At 70.5% G+C, this 15,055-nt stretch carries 17 protein-coding genes; 9 read left to right on the top strand and 8 right to left on the bottom strand.

The genetic code is table 11. The annotated features are described in order from the left end of the window. The first annotated feature begins 28 nt into the window (after positions 1 to 28). A complete protein-coding gene (gene lnt, locus ASF89_RS07380; protein WP_082489866.1) occupies positions 29 to 1,645 on the top strand; it encodes an apolipoprotein N-acyltransferase in 1,617 nt (538 codons plus the stop codon). Between the two features lie 12 nt (positions 1,646 to 1,657). On the opposite strand, the gene ASF89_RS07375 is transcribed toward lnt, so the two are convergent. The 4 genes from ASF89_RS07375 to ASF89_RS07360 all read right to left on the bottom strand — a co-directional run bounded on the left by ASF89_RS07375 (position 1,658) and on the right by ASF89_RS07360 (position 4,478). Next, the gene (locus ASF89_RS07375; protein WP_055797658.1) at positions 1,658 to 2,023 is read right to left on the bottom strand and encodes an RNA polymerase-binding protein RbpA; all 366 of its coding nucleotides are present in this window, start codon (positions 2,021 to 2,023) and stop codon (positions 1,658 to 1,660) included. Positions 2,024 to 2,129: 106 nt separating this feature from the next. After that, positions 2,130 to 2,909, bottom strand: a complete 780-nt coding sequence (locus ASF89_RS07370; protein WP_055813500.1) for a glycerophosphodiester phosphodiesterase family protein — start codon at positions 2,907 to 2,909, stop codon at positions 2,130 to 2,132. Continuing rightward, on the bottom strand, positions 2,906 to 3,994 hold the full coding sequence (locus tag ASF89_RS07365; protein WP_082489865.1) for an SPFH domain-containing protein: 1,089 nt from the start codon (positions 3,992 to 3,994) through the stop codon (positions 2,906 to 2,908). Before ASF89_RS07365 ends, ASF89_RS07370 begins: the two co-directional genes overlap by 4 nt. A 4-nt stretch (positions 3,995 to 3,998) precedes the next feature. After that, a complete protein-coding gene (locus ASF89_RS07360; protein WP_055797665.1) occupies positions 3,999 to 4,478 on the bottom strand; it encodes an NfeD family protein in 480 nt (159 codons plus the stop codon). Between the two features lie 165 nt (positions 4,479 to 4,643). Between ASF89_RS07360 and ASF89_RS07355 the strand changes: the two genes are divergently transcribed. From ASF89_RS07355 to ASF89_RS07330, 6 genes are all read left to right on the top strand, one after another. Further along, entirely contained in the window at positions 4,644 to 5,411 is a 768-nt protein-coding gene (locus tag ASF89_RS07355) for an SDR family oxidoreductase (protein ID WP_055797668.1), read from the top strand. Further along, a complete protein-coding gene (locus tag ASF89_RS07350; RefSeq protein ID WP_055813498.1) occupies positions 5,408 to 5,854 on the top strand; it encodes an NUDIX hydrolase in 447 nt (148 codons plus the stop codon). Before ASF89_RS07355 ends, ASF89_RS07350 begins: the two co-directional genes overlap by 4 nt. 176 nt (positions 5,855 to 6,030) lie before the next feature. Further along, a complete protein-coding gene (locus ASF89_RS07345) occupies positions 6,031 to 6,543 on the top strand; it encodes a hypothetical protein (protein ID WP_055813495.1) in 513 nt (170 codons plus the stop codon). Between the two features lie 12 nt (positions 6,544 to 6,555). After that, positions 6,556 to 7,149, top strand: a complete 594-nt coding sequence (folE, locus tag ASF89_RS07340) for a GTP cyclohydrolase I FolE (protein WP_055797675.1) — start codon at positions 6,556 to 6,558, stop codon at positions 7,147 to 7,149. After that, entirely contained in the window at positions 7,146 to 8,087 is a 942-nt protein-coding gene (gene folP / locus ASF89_RS07335) for a dihydropteroate synthase (protein ID WP_055813491.1), read from the top strand. The genes folE and folP overlap by 4 nt, the downstream gene beginning before the upstream one ends. Beyond that, positions 8,084 to 8,839: a pyrimidine reductase family protein gene (locus tag ASF89_RS07330; protein ID WP_055813488.1), complete on the top strand. Its 756-nt coding sequence runs from the start codon at positions 8,084 to 8,086 to the stop codon at positions 8,837 to 8,839. The genes folP and ASF89_RS07330 overlap by 4 nt, the downstream gene beginning before the upstream one ends. 83 nt (positions 8,840 to 8,922) lie before the next feature. Here ASF89_RS07330 and dhaM read toward each other — a convergent pair whose 3' ends face one another. The 3 genes from dhaM to dhaK are packed head-to-tail and all read right to left on the bottom strand — an operon-like array spanning position 8,923 to position 11,299. After that, positions 8,923 to 9,606: a dihydroxyacetone kinase phosphoryl donor subunit DhaM gene (gene dhaM, locus ASF89_RS07325; protein ID WP_055813485.1), complete on the bottom strand. Its 684-nt coding sequence runs from the start codon at positions 9,604 to 9,606 to the stop codon at positions 8,923 to 8,925. A gap of 3 nt (positions 9,607 to 9,609) precedes the next feature. Next, on the bottom strand, positions 9,610 to 10,260 hold the full coding sequence (dhaL, locus tag ASF89_RS07320; protein WP_055797686.1) for a dihydroxyacetone kinase subunit DhaL: 651 nt from the start codon (positions 10,258 to 10,260) through the stop codon (positions 9,610 to 9,612). A 37-nt stretch (positions 10,261 to 10,297) separates the two neighbouring features. Next, entirely contained in the window at positions 10,298 to 11,299 is a 1,002-nt protein-coding gene (dhaK, locus tag ASF89_RS07315; protein WP_055813482.1) for a dihydroxyacetone kinase subunit DhaK, read from the bottom strand. Between the two features lie 245 nt (positions 11,300 to 11,544). On the opposite strand from dhaK, the gene ASF89_RS07310 reads away from it, so the two are divergent. Both ASF89_RS07310 and glpK read left to right on the top strand, forming a co-directional pair. Further along, entirely contained in the window at positions 11,545 to 12,219 is a 675-nt protein-coding gene (locus ASF89_RS07310) for an MIP/aquaporin family protein (protein WP_055814764.1), read from the top strand. 103 nt (positions 12,220 to 12,322) lie between these two features. Continuing rightward, on the top strand, positions 12,323 to 13,840 hold the full coding sequence (gene glpK, locus ASF89_RS07305) for a glycerol kinase GlpK (protein WP_055798518.1): 1,518 nt from the start codon (positions 12,323 to 12,325) through the stop codon (positions 13,838 to 13,840). A 117-nt stretch (positions 13,841 to 13,957) separates the two neighbouring features. Here the strand turns inward: glpK and trpD are convergent, their stop codons facing one another. Continuing rightward, the gene (gene trpD / locus ASF89_RS07300) at positions 13,958 to 15,013 is read right to left on the bottom strand and encodes an anthranilate phosphoribosyltransferase (protein ID WP_055797693.1); all 1,056 of its coding nucleotides are present in this window, start codon (positions 15,011 to 15,013) and stop codon (positions 13,958 to 13,960) included. Positions 15,014 to 15,055 lie beyond the last annotated feature (42 nt).

Here is a 15,055-nt window from a genome sequence, read left to right as displayed (position 1 = left end):
CCCAGACTCGCCGACCTAGAATCCTCAGGTGCCCTCCCGTGTGACCGAGCTCCGTCTGCCCCTCTGGTTGGCCCTCCTCGTGGCGCTCGGCGCCGGGCCCGTGCTCGACGGAGGGTTCCCCGACGGTGACGTCTGGCCCCTCACCTTCGTCGGCATCGGCTTCGTCCTGATCGCCCTCCGCGGTCGGCGTGCGGGCAGCGCGTTCCTCGTCGGGCTGGTGGCCGGTCTCTCGTTCTATCTGATCCACATCCAGTGGGCGACGCTCTTCCTCGGTGTCGTCCCGTGGGCGGCCCTCGCGGGACTCGAGGCCCTGTTCTTCGCCGGGGGAGCGACGCTGATAGCGCTCGCCGACCGGTGGCTGCCCGTGATCTGGCCGGGCACCCTCGGGCGCGCCCTCCTCCTCCCCGTCGTCGTCGCGGGTCTGTGGACCCTCCGCGAGTTCATCGCGGGCAACTGGCCCTACGGCGGGTTCGCCTGGGGCCGGGTGGCGCTGAGCCAGTCCGAGAGCCCCTTCGGCAGCCTGGTCGCCTATCTCGGCATCTCCGGACTCAGCTTCCTCATGGTGGCCATCGTCGCCGTCGTGATCGAGCTGGCACTGCTCAGCACTCTGCGCTCGTCGACACGGGTCCTCGCCGGGGCGACGGTCGTCGTCGCGGCTCTCGCCGTGCCGGCCTGGCCCACCTTCACCGACGGGACGGCGACGATCGCCGGCGTCCAGGGCAACGGCAAGGCCGGGTACTTCGACTCCGCCGATCGCGCCTACGGCGACCTCACCGACTCCCAGGTGCTGGCCATGCAGGGGGTCGATCCGACCGCGGACGACCTCGACCTCATCGTCTGGCCCGAGGGCGGCAGCGATCGGGACCCGACCCGCGACGAGTTCGGCCGCTACGTGTTCGACGCGATCAGCGAGGGCTACGGCGCCCCGCTGCTGTCGGGGGTCATCACCGAGAGCCCCGACGGCGAGACGACGTACAACTCGTCGATCCTCTGGGACGACGGCGAGGTGCGTGGCCAGTACGACAAGAAGCACCCCGTCCCCTTCGGGGAGTACGTTCCCGACCGTGCCTTCTGGCGACCGTTCGCGCCCGAGCTCATCGATCTGATCGGGCGCGACTACACGCCGGGCACGCGCGACGAGACCATCGACGTCGGCGACTTCGTGGCAGGCGTCTCCATCTGCTTCGACATCGTCGACGACCAGCTGATCACCAACATGATGGATCAGGGTGCGCAGGTCATCGTCGCCCAGACCAACAACGCCGACTTCGGTTCGCGCCCCGGGCAGACGGACGAGAACGAGCAGCAGCTCGCCATCGCCAAGATGCGGGCCATCGAGACCGCGCGTTCCGTGGTGAACGTCTCGACGGTGGCATCGACCCGGGTCATCGACGCGCAGGGCGACGTCGTCGACGGGACACCCGACTACCAGGCCGGGACGATGGTCACGGAGGTGGCACTCGGCACGGGCACGACGCCGGCGGTGGTCGGCAGTCGAGCCGTCGAGCTGCTCGTCTCGTTCTTCGGCCTGGCCATGCTCGTCATGGCGGGCGCCTGGCGGGGGCGTCGCAGAAGCGCCCGGGAACAGCGGAACGACCCCGTCACCGCGGTCCGCGGTGTCGACGGGGTCGTTCTGGTGCGCTGACCGGTCTCCGGATCAGGCTCCGATCTTCGTCTGACCCTTGCGGGCCCGGAGGAAGTCGAGCCGCTCCTGGAGCAGTTCCTCGAGCTCGTCGCGGGTGCGACGCTCGAGCAGCATGTCCCAGTGCGAACGAGGGACCTTGACGTCCGCCTCGTCGATCTCGACGGGCTTGCCGTCGGCCGACAGCAGGCGGCCCTCGAGTCCGCTCTTCGGCGACTGCCAGATGTCGGGGATGTCGGCATCGGCCGCGAACACCATCTCGAACGTGGTGCCGTCGGTCGTCTGGTAGACGGCCTTCTTCCGGGGCGAGAACTCGACGCCCTCTTCGCTCTGCAGGCTCTGACTACCCAGTCTCATACCGCGCAAACTGCGATCTGCCATTGTGTGGTCTCCTCTCGCGGTGCAATCTCCCTGTGTAACCCGGAGTTCGGTGCGATTGTTTCGCCGGATGGCCTTTCACAGTGCCTTCACAGTGGACGATCCGTCGTCAGCGCAGTGCGGCCAGGGCGAGATCGGGGCGGTCCGAGACGATCCCGGTGACCCCGAGGGCGACGAGCCGACGCATCTCGGCCGGATCGTCGATCGTCCAGACATGCGTCTCGACGCCGACCGCGAGCAGATCGGCCACCCGGCGTGCGGTGACCACGACCACCGGTCCCCGTCGCACGGGCACCTGGATCGCGCCGCAGCCTCGCAGCGCCACGGAGAGCAGCCGACGACGGAGAGCTCTCCAGGGCACGATCCCGATGATCATCGTGGCGACCACGCCGCGGGATGAGGCCGAGGTGGCGACGCCCGGGAGACCCGCCGCGGTCCGGGCACGTCGGGATTCGTCGAACGAGGTGACGAGCACCCGGTCGGCGGCGTCGGCCCGGAGGATGGCCAGGATCGTGGGTTCGACGGCGTCGTCCGACTTGACGTCGATGTTGAAGCGGGTGTCGGGGAACGCGTCGAGCGCCTCGGCGAGCGACGGAAGACCCTGATCGTGGGGCAGCCGGATGGCCGCCACCTCGGACCAGTCGAGGTCGAGGAGGCGCGTGTCGATTCCCGCGATCCGACGGAGGTCGGGATCGTGGCTGATCACGGCGACCCCGTCACGCGTGGCGTGGACGTCGGTCTCGATGCAGTCGACGCCGAGGGCCACCGCCGAGGCGAAGGCGAGCATCGTGTTCTCGGGTGCTTCGAGATGGTGGCCCCGGTGCGCGAGGACACGCGGCGTCGCCGGTTCGAACCAGCGGGTGGGCCGAGGCGCTCCGGACCGTGTCACGCTCGGGACTCGGGCGGCGGGGTGCTCCCCTCGTCGGGGCCGCTCGAGGGCAGGTCCGATCCGGGACCCGTGACGGTCGGGAAGCCGAGATCGGGCTCGGAGCCGAGATCGACGGTGCTGGCGAGGTCGGGGGTGGTGTCCATGTCCGACACCGACGGCCCCGGTTGAGGATCCCACCCCGGGGCATCGGGGTTCTTCGGCGCGAAGAATCCCGAGCCGATGCCCTTCAGCGCTTCGGTGAGCTCGCTGGGGATGATCCAGAGCTTGTTCGCCGTGCCCTCCGCAAGCTTCGGCAGGGTCTGCAGATACTGGTAGGCCAGCAGCTTCGGGTCCGGGTCCCCGGCGTGGATGGCGTTGAACACCGTCTGGATGGCCTCGGCCTCGCCCTGCGCCCTGAGGACCTGCGCCTTGGCGTCGCCCTCGGCCCGCAGGATGGCCGACTGGCGCATGCCCTCCGCCTCGAGGATCTGCGACTGCTTGGTGCCCTCGGCCGTCAGGATGGCTGCGCGGCGGTTCCGCTCGGCCCGCATCTGCTGCTCCATCGAGTCCTGGATCGACAGCGGGGGATCGATGGCCTTGAGCTCGACACGACCCACCCGGATGCCCCACTTGCCCGTGGCCTCGTCCAGGACGACACGCAGCTGCCCGTTGATGTTGTCACGGCTGGTGAGGGCCTCCTCGAGGTTCAGTCCGCCCACGACGTTGCGCAGCGTGGTGGTCGTGAGCTGCTCGACCGCCCCGAGGTAGTTGGCGATCTCGTAGGTGGCGGCCCGGGCGTCCGTGACCTGGAAGTACACCACCGTGTCGATCGACACCACCAGGTTGTCCTCGGTGATGACCGGCTGCGGCGGGAACGACACGACCTGCTCGCGCATGTCGATGAGGGGCCGGACCCGGTCGATGAACGGGACCAGGAGGTTCAGGCCCGGGTTGAGCGTCTTGTGGTACTTGCCGAGACGCTCGACGACCCCGGCCGAGGCCTGCGGGATGATCCGCACGGCTCGGAACAGGATCACGAGGACGAGCACGACGACGATGGCGACCACCACGATCGTCGCGATCGTCCCGGGGGTGACGGAGTCCATGGCTTCAGTCCTTTCGCACGGGCACGACCAGCGCGGTCGAGCCCTGGATGGCGGTGACGACGACCGGCGATCCCGTGTCGAGCATCGACGGCGGGATGCCGCCCGACGGGGGAGTCTCGAGCACGCGCGCCGTCCAGGTCTCGCCGTTGGCGAGCTTGACCTGCCCGGCATCGACCCCGATCGGGACGACGACCGTTCCGCGGGAGCCCAGCAGGGCGTCCAGGTTGCTCGGGGTCGGATCGCCCCCTCGGTTCAGCGCCCTGAGGAGCGCTGGGCGGACGGTGAAGAGCAGGAGCACCGCGACGAGCGCGGCGATGACGATCTGCAGCCACCAGGGTGCGCCGAGCACGCCCGAGATGAGTCCGCCCGCGCTGCCGATCGCGATCATGAGGAACGTCAGTTCGAGGGTCGTGACCTCGATGACGACGAAGAGCAGGAGCAGACCGATCCAGATGACCCAGGCGTACTGCGCGACGACGTCCATCTCCGGCCCCTCTCGTTCCCCCTGCCAGCGAAAGTAGCACCTCCCACCGACGCCGTTCGGGCCCTTGGTAGTCTCGGTGCTGGTCCTCAGGGAAGCGCCCGTCGTCGACGTCGGGAGCGCGCCTCCTCGGCCCCCCGGTTCCGCCCGCACAGTCTGGAGTTCGTCTTGTCCAATCCCCTCGCCGCCGGCTCGTTGTCCGGCACCCGCGCTCTCGTCACCGGCTCGTCGCGCGGCATCGGCGCCGACACGGTCCGGTACCTCGCCGAGGCCGGGGCGAAGGTCGTCGTCAACTACCGCAACAAGGAGCGCCGGGCGCTGCAGCTCGTCGACGCGATCGAGGCGGCGGGCGGCGAGGCCATCGCCATCGGCGCGGACCTGACGGACCCCGAGAGCGTCCGCGGGATGTTCGCGACCGTCGGCGAGCGTTTCGGCGGACTCGACGTCCTCGTCATGAACGCCTCGGGCGGCATGGAGTCGGGCATGGCCGAGGACTACGCGCTGAAGCTCAACCGCGACGCCCAGGTCGACCTGCTCACCGCGGCCCTGCCTCTCCTGGCCCCGGGCTCGCGGGTCGTCTTCGTGACGAGCCACCAGGCGCACTTCATCAACACGACCGAGACGATGCCCGAGTACCTGCCCGTCGCCCTCAGCAAGCGCGCGGGGGAGGACGCCCTGCGCGACATGATCCCGCAGCTCGAGGCCGCCGGGGTGGAGTTCGTCGTGGTGTCCGGCGACATGATCGAGGGGACGATCACGGCGACCCTGCTCGAGCGCTCCAACCCGGGAGCCCTCTCGGCTCGCAAGGAGAGCGCGGGGAAGCTCTACAACGTGGCCGAGTTCGCCGCCGAGGTGGCTGCGGCCGCCGTCGACCCGGTGCCTTCGGATCACACCCGGTATGTCGGAGACGTCAGCGGCTTCACCCCGATCTCGTGACCGGGCGGACCGTCCGGGCGACGTCGCGACTGCTGGTCGTCGACGAGTCCGAGAGGGTCCTGCTCATGTTGACGAAGGCGCCGGACACGAGCGGGACGGCGCGCTGGATCACGCCCGGCGGGGGAGTCGACCCCGGTGAGTCGCACGCCGAGGCGGCCGTGCGGGAGCTCCGCGAGGAGACGGGTCAGGTCATCGCCGATCCGGGCGACGTCGTCGCCGTCGACGACTTCGTCGTCGCGTGGGACGCCGCCGACCACACGCACGGGCACGCCGAGTTCTTCGTCACGAGACTGCCGCACTTCGAGATCGACGAGGCCGGATGGACCGACGACGAGCGAGTCGACATCCTCGAGTCGCGCTGGTTCACGATCGACGAGCTCGACGACGCCGACCTCGCGATCGAGCCGGCCGATCTCGCGAGTCTGCTGCGTCGCGTGCTCTGACTCGCCGACATCGCGTCGCTGTTGCTCGCGTCGCAGGAGGCTCGGGTCGTCATGGGATCGAATGGGTGCTCAGCCAACCTCTTCTGGCCTCTACCCGATGCGCTGATAATGCACATTATGTCAGCAAGCTGTCATCGACCGCCCCTCACGCGCCTCCCCGGTGTTGGCTCGACGTCATGACGATCTCAGACGACGGACAGCGCGAACGCCGGCTCGACGGACCGGACGCGGCCCATCGACGACCCGACGGCCTCGACGACGAGACCGTCGAGGCGCTCGGCGATCTGTCGGCGGCCCTCGAGGTCGTCGAGCAGGCCCGCGGGTTCCTCTACGGCTTCCACCGACTCACCGGGAAAGCCGATCTGGCCCTCGGCGAGGCGGTCGAGAAGCTGCGGGCCGCCGGGCACGCTGAGATGGCCGACGGGCTCGAGCGCGACCTCGTCGGACGGAACGTCATCGAGGGCCGCTGGACCTTCCAGATCGTCGAGGACTACGACGACGGCTACTACGCGGCCTTCCGCGAGAGCGAGAAGAACATCCGTGATGCACTCGCGGCGGGTCGTCGGCATCTCTTCGAAGCCGAGATGAAGGAGGCGCGGCGCACGACGGGACGCCGCCACCACGAGGCGCTCCCCCGCGAGTCCGTCGACGGAGCGGGCCCGGCGACGGAGGAGTCCGGTCCCGCCTGACAGGATGAGCCCATGACGCCGATCGATCAGCCCCGAATCGAGTCCGCCGTCCGCGAGCTGCTCGCCGCCGTCGGCGAGGACTCCGAGCGCGCCGGTCTCGAGTCGACCCCCCGACGGGTCGCCGAGGCCTACGCCGAGTTCTTCTCGGGCGCCGACGTCGATCCCGTCGCGTTGGTGCGTGCCAGCGCCGTCGTGTCGCCCGAGGATCGGCTGGGCGAGCTCGTCGTCGTCCGCGACATCTCGTTCCGGTCGATGTGCGAGCACCATCTCCTCCCGTTCACGGGCGTCGCCCACATCGCCTACATCCCCGGGGCGACGATCGTGGGCCTGGGCGCACTCCCCCGGCTCGTCGACGCCATCGCCTCCCGTGCCCAGCTGCAGGAGCGCCTCGGCGAGGAGATCGCCGAGGCGCTCGACGAGGGTGTCGAGCCGCGCGGCGTGCTCGTCGTGCTCGACGCGGTGCACGGCTGCGTCACGACGCGGGGGCCTCGGCAGACGGCCAGCTCGACCGTCACGCTCGCCAGCCGCGGCTCCCTGACCGACCCGGCCTCTCGGGCCGAGGCCGTGGCGCTCATCGGATCGTCGCGCCGCGAGGAATCCGCATGACCTCGCCCGGCGGGGCTCGCGCCGAGCGGGGCCTCCCGTTCCTCCCTCCGCTCAGCTCCCCCGTGCGCCGCATCGGCGCGCGGGACTTCGACTTCTCGCGTCGCATCGCGGTCATGGCGATCGTCAACCGCACCCCCGACTCGTTCTTCGACCAGGGGGCCACCTTCGCCCTCGATCGCGCAGTCGGAGCCGCCGTCGCGGCCGCCGACGACGGAGCCGACTGGGTCGACATCGGCGGGGTCCCCTTCAAGCCCGGCCCCGAGCTCTCCGTCCGAGACGAGACGGAGCGCGTGCTGCCCGTCGTCGAGGCTCTGGCCGCCCGATCGGACGTGGTGGTGTCGGTGGACACCTTCCGTGCCGACGTCGCCGCGACGGTCATCGCCGCGGGCGCCTCGGTGATCAACGACACCACGGGGCTGCACGACCCCCGGCTGGCCGACGTGGTGGCCGACAGCTCGGCGACCCTCGTCATCACCCACAGCCTGGCCGCGCCTCGTCGTCCCCACCCGCGCCCCCGATACGATGACGTTACGGCCGAGGTCGTCGACTTCCTCCGGCGCAGGGTCGACGTGGCCCTCGACCACGGCGTCCCCCTCGAGAGGATCGTCGTCGACCCCGGGCACGATCTGAACAAGACGACACGGCACACCCTCGAGGTGACGCGTCGACTGCGCGAGGTGGCCGAGCTCGGTCACCCGGTGCTCGCCGCGGTGTCGAACAAGGACTTCATCGGCGAGTCCCTCGGCCGCGAGAAGCCGGACCGCCTCGCCGGCACCCTCGCGGCGGCCACGACGAGCATCCTGCTCGGCGCCCGCATCGTCCGGATGCACGACGTCCGCTCCGCGGTGGACGCCGTCCGGATGATCGAGGCGATCGCCGGCTGGCGCGAACCCGTCTTCGAGGCGCACAACCTCGGTGCGGACGACGGAGCCCCGTGACCCGCCCGATCATCACGCGCCTCCTGCCCGCTCCCTCCCGGCCGCTCGACGACGAGGATCTGCTCACGCTGTTCGCCGCCGACGACCGGGGTGCGCCGCATGTGAGGGCGAACGCCGTCACGAGCGTCGACGGCTCGGCCAGCGTCGACGGTCTCTCAGGCGGTCTCGGCGGGCCCGCCGACCTGCTGGTGTTCGACCTCCTCCGGCGGCTCTGCGACGTGGTCGTCGTCGGCGCCGGCACGGTGCGGAGCGAAGGCTACGGCCCGACGCGCCTGCACGACGCCGACGTGGCGTGGCGTCGCGCGCACGGTCTCCCCGATCATCCCGTGCTCGCCATCGTCTCGGCGTCGCTCGCCCTCGACCCCGCCGCATCGATGTTCGCCGACGCCCCGGTCCGCCCCCTGGTGATCACGAGCGACGAGGCGCCGCGCCAGGCACGGGTAGGGCTCGAGGAGGTGGCCGACGTGGTGACCTGCGGGGCGCACCGGGTCGACCCGCGCCTCCTCGTGGCCGCCCTCGTCGCTCGGGGCCTCCCCCGCATCCATTCCGAGGGAGGCCCGAGTCTGCTGGCCGATCTCGTCGAGGCCGATCTCGTCGACGAGATCTGCGTGACGACGTCCCCGACGCTCGTCGCCGGTTCCGGCCCCCGCATCGTGGCCGGCTCGGGGCCGGGCGCGGCCCGCGGCATGCGGCTCGATCATCTGCTCGAGTCGGAGGGCACGCTGCTCGCGAGGTACACGCGACGCCGGTAGACGCCGAGGAGGCGCGCCCCGGGTGATCGGGACGCGCCTCCGACGATCTCGGCCGACGGCGTGTCAGGCCCCCGGCGCCCCGATCAGGCCTTCTCGCCGAACCCGCCGTCGATGAGCGCGATGAGCTCGTCGACCGCGGCTTCGGCGTCCGGACCGGTGGCCATGATGGCGACCGTCGACCCGGCACCGACGTTGAGGCCCATGATGCGCAGCAGGCTCTTGGCGTCGACGCCGTTCACCGTGACGTCGGCCTGGAACGCGGATGCGTGCTTGACGAGCTCGGCCGCCGGGCGCGCATGCAGACCCGACGCGTTCACGATGGTCGTCGAGCGCTCGACGGCGTCGCCGCCGCGGAGGTCGCGCTCATCGGCGTGGACGTCGGCCACCCCCGTGGCGGAGGAGGCCGCCTGGGCCACCTGGTCGAGGTCCCCACCGGTCTCGGCGGCCACAGCGGCGGCGACCGCTCCTTCGACCAGCGGGGCGTCCGCGATGACGACGCGCTCCTTGTCCGCATCGTCGAGGAAGTCCACGACCGTCTCGGAGGTGAGGATGGCGGACCCGAGATCGCACAGGACGACGGCTCCCCCGCCGGCCGAGGCGGTGGCGACCGCGGCCGAGATCCGATCGAAGCTCGTTCCGATTCCGCCCTCGTCGGTGCCTCCCGCCGCGAGGAGCGTGGTCGACGGAGCCATCTGGCGAGCGAGCTCGACGACCCCTTCGGCGATCTTGGCGCTGTGCGAGACGATGACGATTCCGATGGTGGGCATGCTCTACGACTCCTTGGTGGACTCGGCCGCCGTGTCGGCGGCCGCGGTGATGATGAGGGACGACGACTGGGCGCCGGGGTCCCGATGGCCCACGGCTCGATCGCCGAGATAGCTGGCCCGCCCCTTGCGAGCGACGAGCGGCTCCGTCGACGCGGCGCCGAGGGCGGCGGCGTCGGCCGCGGAGCGGAGCACGGCCGCGGGATCGGCGCCGGCGCCGGCCGACTCCGTCGCGGCCTCGACCGCCGGCGTCCAGGCGTCGACCATGGTCTTGTCGCCGCTGTCGGCCTTGCCGCGCAGCACGATGCCGTCACGGGCCGCCGTCAGCAAGGAGACCACCGAATCGGAGTCGAGCTCGCGGGCCTCCCCGAGCGCGGCGGCGGCCTTCAGGTAGGCGGTGCCGAGCAGGGGACCGGCGGCTCCCCCGACGGTGGAGATCAGAGTGGTCGCGACGAGTCTCACGACGACCGCCGGCGGAGCGTCGTCGGGCAGCTCGGTCATCCTCTCCCGGACGGCGGCGAAGCCCCTCGCCAGGTTCTCGCCGTGGTCGCCGTCGCCTATCTGACGGTCGAGCTCGCTGAGGGCGTGCCGCTCGGCGGTCACGACCTCGGCCGTCCGCTCGATCCAGGCGCGGACCCAGGTGGAGTCGAGTGTCATGCGATGTTCCTCTCTCGGTCTAAGGGGTGGGGCACGATCATCGCCCTCGGCGGAGGGCGGCGGTCTCGACCGGTGCGTCCCAGAGCTCGGTGAGCTCGTCGTCGAGACGGGTGACGGTGAGCGAGAGCCCCTGCATCTCGAGAGACGTGACGTAGTTCCCCACGAGGCTCCGCGAGACGACGACGCCCTGCTCTCCGAGCACCTCGGCCGCGCGCCGATAGGCGATGTAGAGCTCGACGCTCGGCGTCCCGCCCATGCCGTTCACGAACAGCAGCACCCGATCGCCGCTGACGACGCCGAGGTCGTCGACGATCGCCGCGAGGAGGCGGTCGACGATGGCGTCGACGGGCTCCAGGGGGATCCGTTCGCGGCCGGGTTCGCCGTGGATCCCCACGCCGAACTCGATCTCGTCCTCGGCGAGGACGAAGCCTGGTTCGCCGGCGTGCGGGACGGTCCCCGCCGCGAGGGCGACGCCCATGGACCGGGTCGCGGCGACCGTCCTCCGGGCGATCTCCGCCACGGCGGCCAGGTCGTCCCCGCGCTCGGCCGCGGCACCCGCGGTCTTCTCCACGATCACGGTCCCGGCGACGCCGCGGCGACCCGCCGTGAACAGGCTGTCCTTCACGGCGACGTCGTCGTCGACCAGCACGGACTCGACCGTGACCCCCTCGGCCTCCGCGAGATCGGCCGCCGTCTCGAAGTTCAGGACGTCGCCCGTGTAGTTCTTGACGATGTACAGGACGCCGGCTCCCCCGTCCACCGCCAGGGTGGCGGCGACGATGGGGTCGGGCGTCGGCGAGGTGAACACCGGCCCGGGCACGGCCGCCGACAGCATGCCGTGTCCGACGAAGCCCGCGTGGAGGGGCTCGTGCCCGCTGCCGCCACCGCTGACGAGGGCGACCCGACCTGCGACGGCGCCACCTGCCCGCCTGACGAAGACGGGGTCGTGCGAGACGACGACGAGGTCGGCGTGCGCCAGGCCGAAGCCGGCGACCGCCTCCCGGACGACATCGGCCGGGTCGTTGATCAGCTTCTTCATCGAAGGTCCTCCTGGTGATGGGAGCCCGGTACGGACCCGCTCCATTCCTCCACGAAAGTACTCCCCCTGATCCGCTGTGCACATATGTGCAAACCCGGTGGTTCTGGCACTCCCCTGACGCGATGCCGCGACTAGGGTGTGGGCACACGCTCACCGCGGGATGCACAGTCGCACCCGCCCGACGACTAAGGAAGGTCGACGTGGACCTGGGACAGATTTTTCTCTCTGAAGTGGTGGGCACCGCGATGCTCATCCTGCTCGGCGGCGGTGTCGTCGCCAACGTCGCCCTGACCAAGACGAAGGGGTTCAACGGCGGATTCCTCATGGTCAACTTCGGCTGGGGCCTCGCGGTCTTCGCCGGTGTGACCGTCTCGTACTCGTCCGGCGGCGCGCTCAACCCCGCCGTCAGCCTCGCGCAGCTGATCCTCGGCAACATCGACTTCGTCGCCTTCCTGGTCTACCTGGCCGCCCAGATGATCGGCGCCATCATCGGCGCCGTCCTGATCTGGCTCGTCTACAAGAACCACTTCGACGAGGAACCCGACCCCGCGGCCAAGCTGGGCGTCTTCGCGACCGGCCCCGCCATCCGCAACTACGGCTGGAACCTCGTCACCGAGATCATCGCGACCTTCGCCTTCGTGCTCGTCGTCCTCGGCTTCACCAACGGCGGCACCCCGGCCGAGCTCGGCGCCATCCCCGTCGCCTTCCTCGTGATCGCGATCGGCGCCTCCCTCGGTGGCCCGACCGGCTACGCCATCAACCCCGCCCGTGACCTCGGACCGCGCATCGCGCACGCCTTCCTCCCCATCAAGGGCAAGGGCACGAGCGACTGGGGCTACGCCTGGGTGCCCGTCGCCGGTCCGCTGATCGGCGGCGCGCTGGCGGCCATCGCCTCCGGCGTGCTGCTCCCCGTGGCCTGACCACGACACCACGACTCATCGCTGACCGCGGCGGGGCCGGGCTCTTGCGAGCCGCGCGCCCTGTTCCGTGGTCGACACCATCAACGACGAAGGAGACACACCCGTGAGCGACGACTACATCCTGGCGATCGACCAGGGCACCACCAGCACCCGCGCCATCATCTTCGACCACTCGGGCACCATCGTGTCGACCGGTCAGAAGGAGCACGAGCAGATCTTCCCCCGCGCCGGCTGGGTCGAGCACGACCCGCTCGAGATCTGGACGAACACCCGCGAGGTCATCGGTCAGGCCCTCTCGCGTGCCGACATCACCCGTCACAACATCAAGGCCGTGGGCATCACCAACCAGCGCGAGACCGCCGTCGTCTGGGACCGCACGACGGGCAAGCCGGTCTACAACGCGATCGTCTGGCAGGACACCCGCACGCAGTCGATCGTCGACCGCCTCGCTGCGGACGGCGGCGTCGAGCGCTTCAAGCCGATCGTCGGGCTGCCCCTCGCGACCTACTTCTCGGGCACGAAGATCGTCTGGATCCTCGAGAACGTCGAAGGCGCACGCGAGAAGGCCGACGCCGGCGACCTCATGTTCGGCACCACCGACTCGTGGGTCATCTGGAACCTGACGGGCGGCGTCGACGGCGGCGTGCACGTCACCGACGTCACGAACGCCTCGCGAACCCTGTTCATGGACCTCGAGACGCTGGAGTGGCGCGACGACATCCTCGAGGCGTTCGACGTCCCGAAGTCGATGCTCCCCGAGATCAAGAGCTCCTCCGAGGTCTACGGAACCGTCGAGTCGTCCAACCTGCTGCGCGAGGTGCCGATCGCCGGCATCCTCGGCGACCAGCAGGCGGCCACCTTCGGTCAGGCCGCCTTCGACCAGGGCGAGTCGAAGAACACGTACGGCACCGGCAACTTCCTCATCTTCAACACGGGTGAGGAGATCGTGCACTCGAAGAACGGCCTGCTGACCACGCTGGGCTACAAGCTCGGCGATGCGGCGCCGCACTACGCGCTCGAGGGCTCCATCGCCGTCACGGGCTCGCTCATCCAGTGGCTGCGCGACAACCTCGGCATCATCGGCTCGGCGGCCGAGGTCGAGACCCTGGCGACGACCGTCGACGACAACGGCGGGGTGTACTTCGTCCCGGCGTTCTCGGGTCTGTTCGCCCCCTACTGGCGCTCCGACGCCCGCGGTGCCCTCGTCGGGTTGACCCGGTACGTCAACAAGGGCCACATCGCGCGCGCCGCCCTCGAGGCGACCGCGTTCCAGACCCGCGAGGTCCTCGACGCCGTGAACGCCGACTCGGGCGTCGACCTGACCGAGCTGAAGGTCGACGGCGGCATGACCGCCAACGACGCCCTCATGCAGTTCCAGGCCGACATCCTCGACGTCCCGGTGGTCCGCCCCGTCGTCGCCGAGACCACGGCCCTCGGTGCGGCGTACGCGGCCGGTCTCGCGGTCGGCTTCTGGGAGACCCTCGACGACCTCCGTCAGAACTGGCAGGAGGACAAGCGCTGGACCCCGAACATCGATGCGGACGAGCGCGACCGCACCCTGCGACTCTGGAAGAAGGCTGTCACGAAGACCTTCGACTGGGTCGACGACGACGTGAACTGAGCTCCGACCGCGAACGGGCCCGCTCCCCTCGGGGGCGGGCCCGTCGTGCATGCAGGGCGACGGCGCTCACCCGGCCTCCGGCGCCGAGGAGGTGCGGGTCGATCCCCCGGGACGGCGTCAGGCCGAGCGGGTGGCCGCCACCCAGGCGTCGAGCTTCCGACTCGCACTCCCCGAGTCGATGGCCTCCGCGGCGACGGCGAGCTGCTCGCGGAACCGGACGATCACCGGGCGGTCCCGCTCCGACGGGTCGACCGCGAGCCGGTACGACACGAGACCCGCGGCCGCGTTCAGCAGCACGATGTCGCGTACCGGACCGGTCTCGCCCGCCAGCACCCGACGGGCGACGTCGGCGTTGTGCTCGGCGTCGCCGCCGACGAGGTCGTCGATCGTCGCCCGCGCGATCCCCAGCTCGAGCGGATCGAGATCGTGTTCGGTGACCGACCCCGACGAGATCTCCCAGATGTGGCTGTGGCCGGTCGTCGTCAGCTCGTCGAGCCCGTCGTCGCCGCGGAACACCAGGGCGGTCGCGCCACGCGTCTGGAACACGCCCACGATCAACGGCACCTTGTCGAGGGAGGCCACGCCCACGGCGCTGGCCTCCGGCCGTGCCGGGTTGACGAGCGGGCCGAGGAAGTTGAACACCGTCGGCACGCCGATCTCGCGGCGGACTCCCGCGGCGTTGCCGAAGCCGGGGTGGAACGCAGCGGCGAAGGCGAAGGTGACGCCGACCTCCCGGAGCACCGCGGCGACGCGCTCGGCGGACAGGGTGAGATCGATGCCGAGGGCCGCCAGGACGTCCGAGGACCCGGACGACGAGCTGGCTGCGCGGTTCCCGTGCTTGATGACGGGCACACCGGTCGAGGCCACGACGATGGAGGCCATGGTCGACACGTTGACCGTGCCGAATCGGTCCCCGCCCGTCCCGACGATGTCGACGGCCAGGGAGTCGACGGGCAGAGCCACGGCGTGCGCGAGGACGGCGTCGCGGAAGCCGACGATCTCGTCGACGGTCTCGCCTTTCGACCGCAGCGCGACCAGGAAGGCCGCGAGCTGAGCCGGCGTGGCCTCGCCCAGCATCACCCGCTCCATGGACCAGGTCGCCTCGGTGATCGACAGGTCGCGTCGCGCGAGGAGCGACTCGATGATCAGGGGCCAGGAGAGCTCGTGGGTCATGCCGCCAGGTTAGCGGCGTGCGCCTAGTCGCTCTGATAGCTC

Origin of the sequence: Frigoribacterium sp. Leaf172, from assembly GCF_001424285.1 — a bacterium.
Lineage (GTDB): Bacteria > Actinomycetota > Actinomycetes > Actinomycetales > Microbacteriaceae > Frigoribacterium.
This window is presented reverse-complemented; position numbering and strand designations above follow the sequence as displayed.

Bases quoted from the DNA above. Each gene is read 5' to 3' on its own strand.
- ASF89_RS07365 (WP_082489865.1), bottom strand. From the start codon at position 3,994: ATGGACTCCGTCACCCCCGGGACGATCGCGACGATCGTGGTGGTCGCC.
- folE (WP_055797675.1), top strand. From the start codon at position 6,556: ATGACGCCGATCGATCAGCCCCGAATCGAGTCCGCCGTCCGCGAGCTG.
- ASF89_RS07375 (WP_055797658.1), bottom strand. From the start codon at position 2,023: ATGGCAGATCGCAGTTTGCGCGGTATGAGACTGGGTAGTCAGAGCCTG.
- dhaL (WP_055797686.1), bottom strand. From the start codon at position 10,260: ATGACACTCGACTCCACCTGGGTCCGCGCCTGGATCGAGCGGACGGCC.
- ASF89_RS07310 (WP_055814764.1), top strand. From the start codon at position 11,545: ATGCTCATCCTGCTCGGCGGCGGTGTCGTCGCCAACGTCGCCCTGACC.
- trpD (WP_055797693.1), bottom strand. From the start codon at position 15,013: ATGACCCACGAGCTCTCCTGGCCCCTGATCATCGAGTCGCTCCTCGCG.
- ASF89_RS07345 (WP_055813495.1), top strand. From the start codon at position 6,031: ATGACGATCTCAGACGACGGACAGCGCGAACGCCGGCTCGACGGACCG.
- dhaK (WP_055813482.1), bottom strand. From the start codon at position 11,299: ATGAAGAAGCTGATCAACGACCCGGCCGATGTCGTCCGGGAGGCGGTC.
- folP (WP_055813491.1), top strand. From the start codon at position 7,146: ATGACCTCGCCCGGCGGGGCTCGCGCCGAGCGGGGCCTCCCGTTCCTC.
- ASF89_RS07360 (WP_055797665.1), bottom strand. From the start codon at position 4,478: ATGGACGTCGTCGCGCAGTACGCCTGGGTCATCTGGATCGGTCTGCTC.
- dhaM (WP_055813485.1), bottom strand. From the start codon at position 9,606: ATGCCCACCATCGGAATCGTCATCGTCTCGCACAGCGCCAAGATCGCC.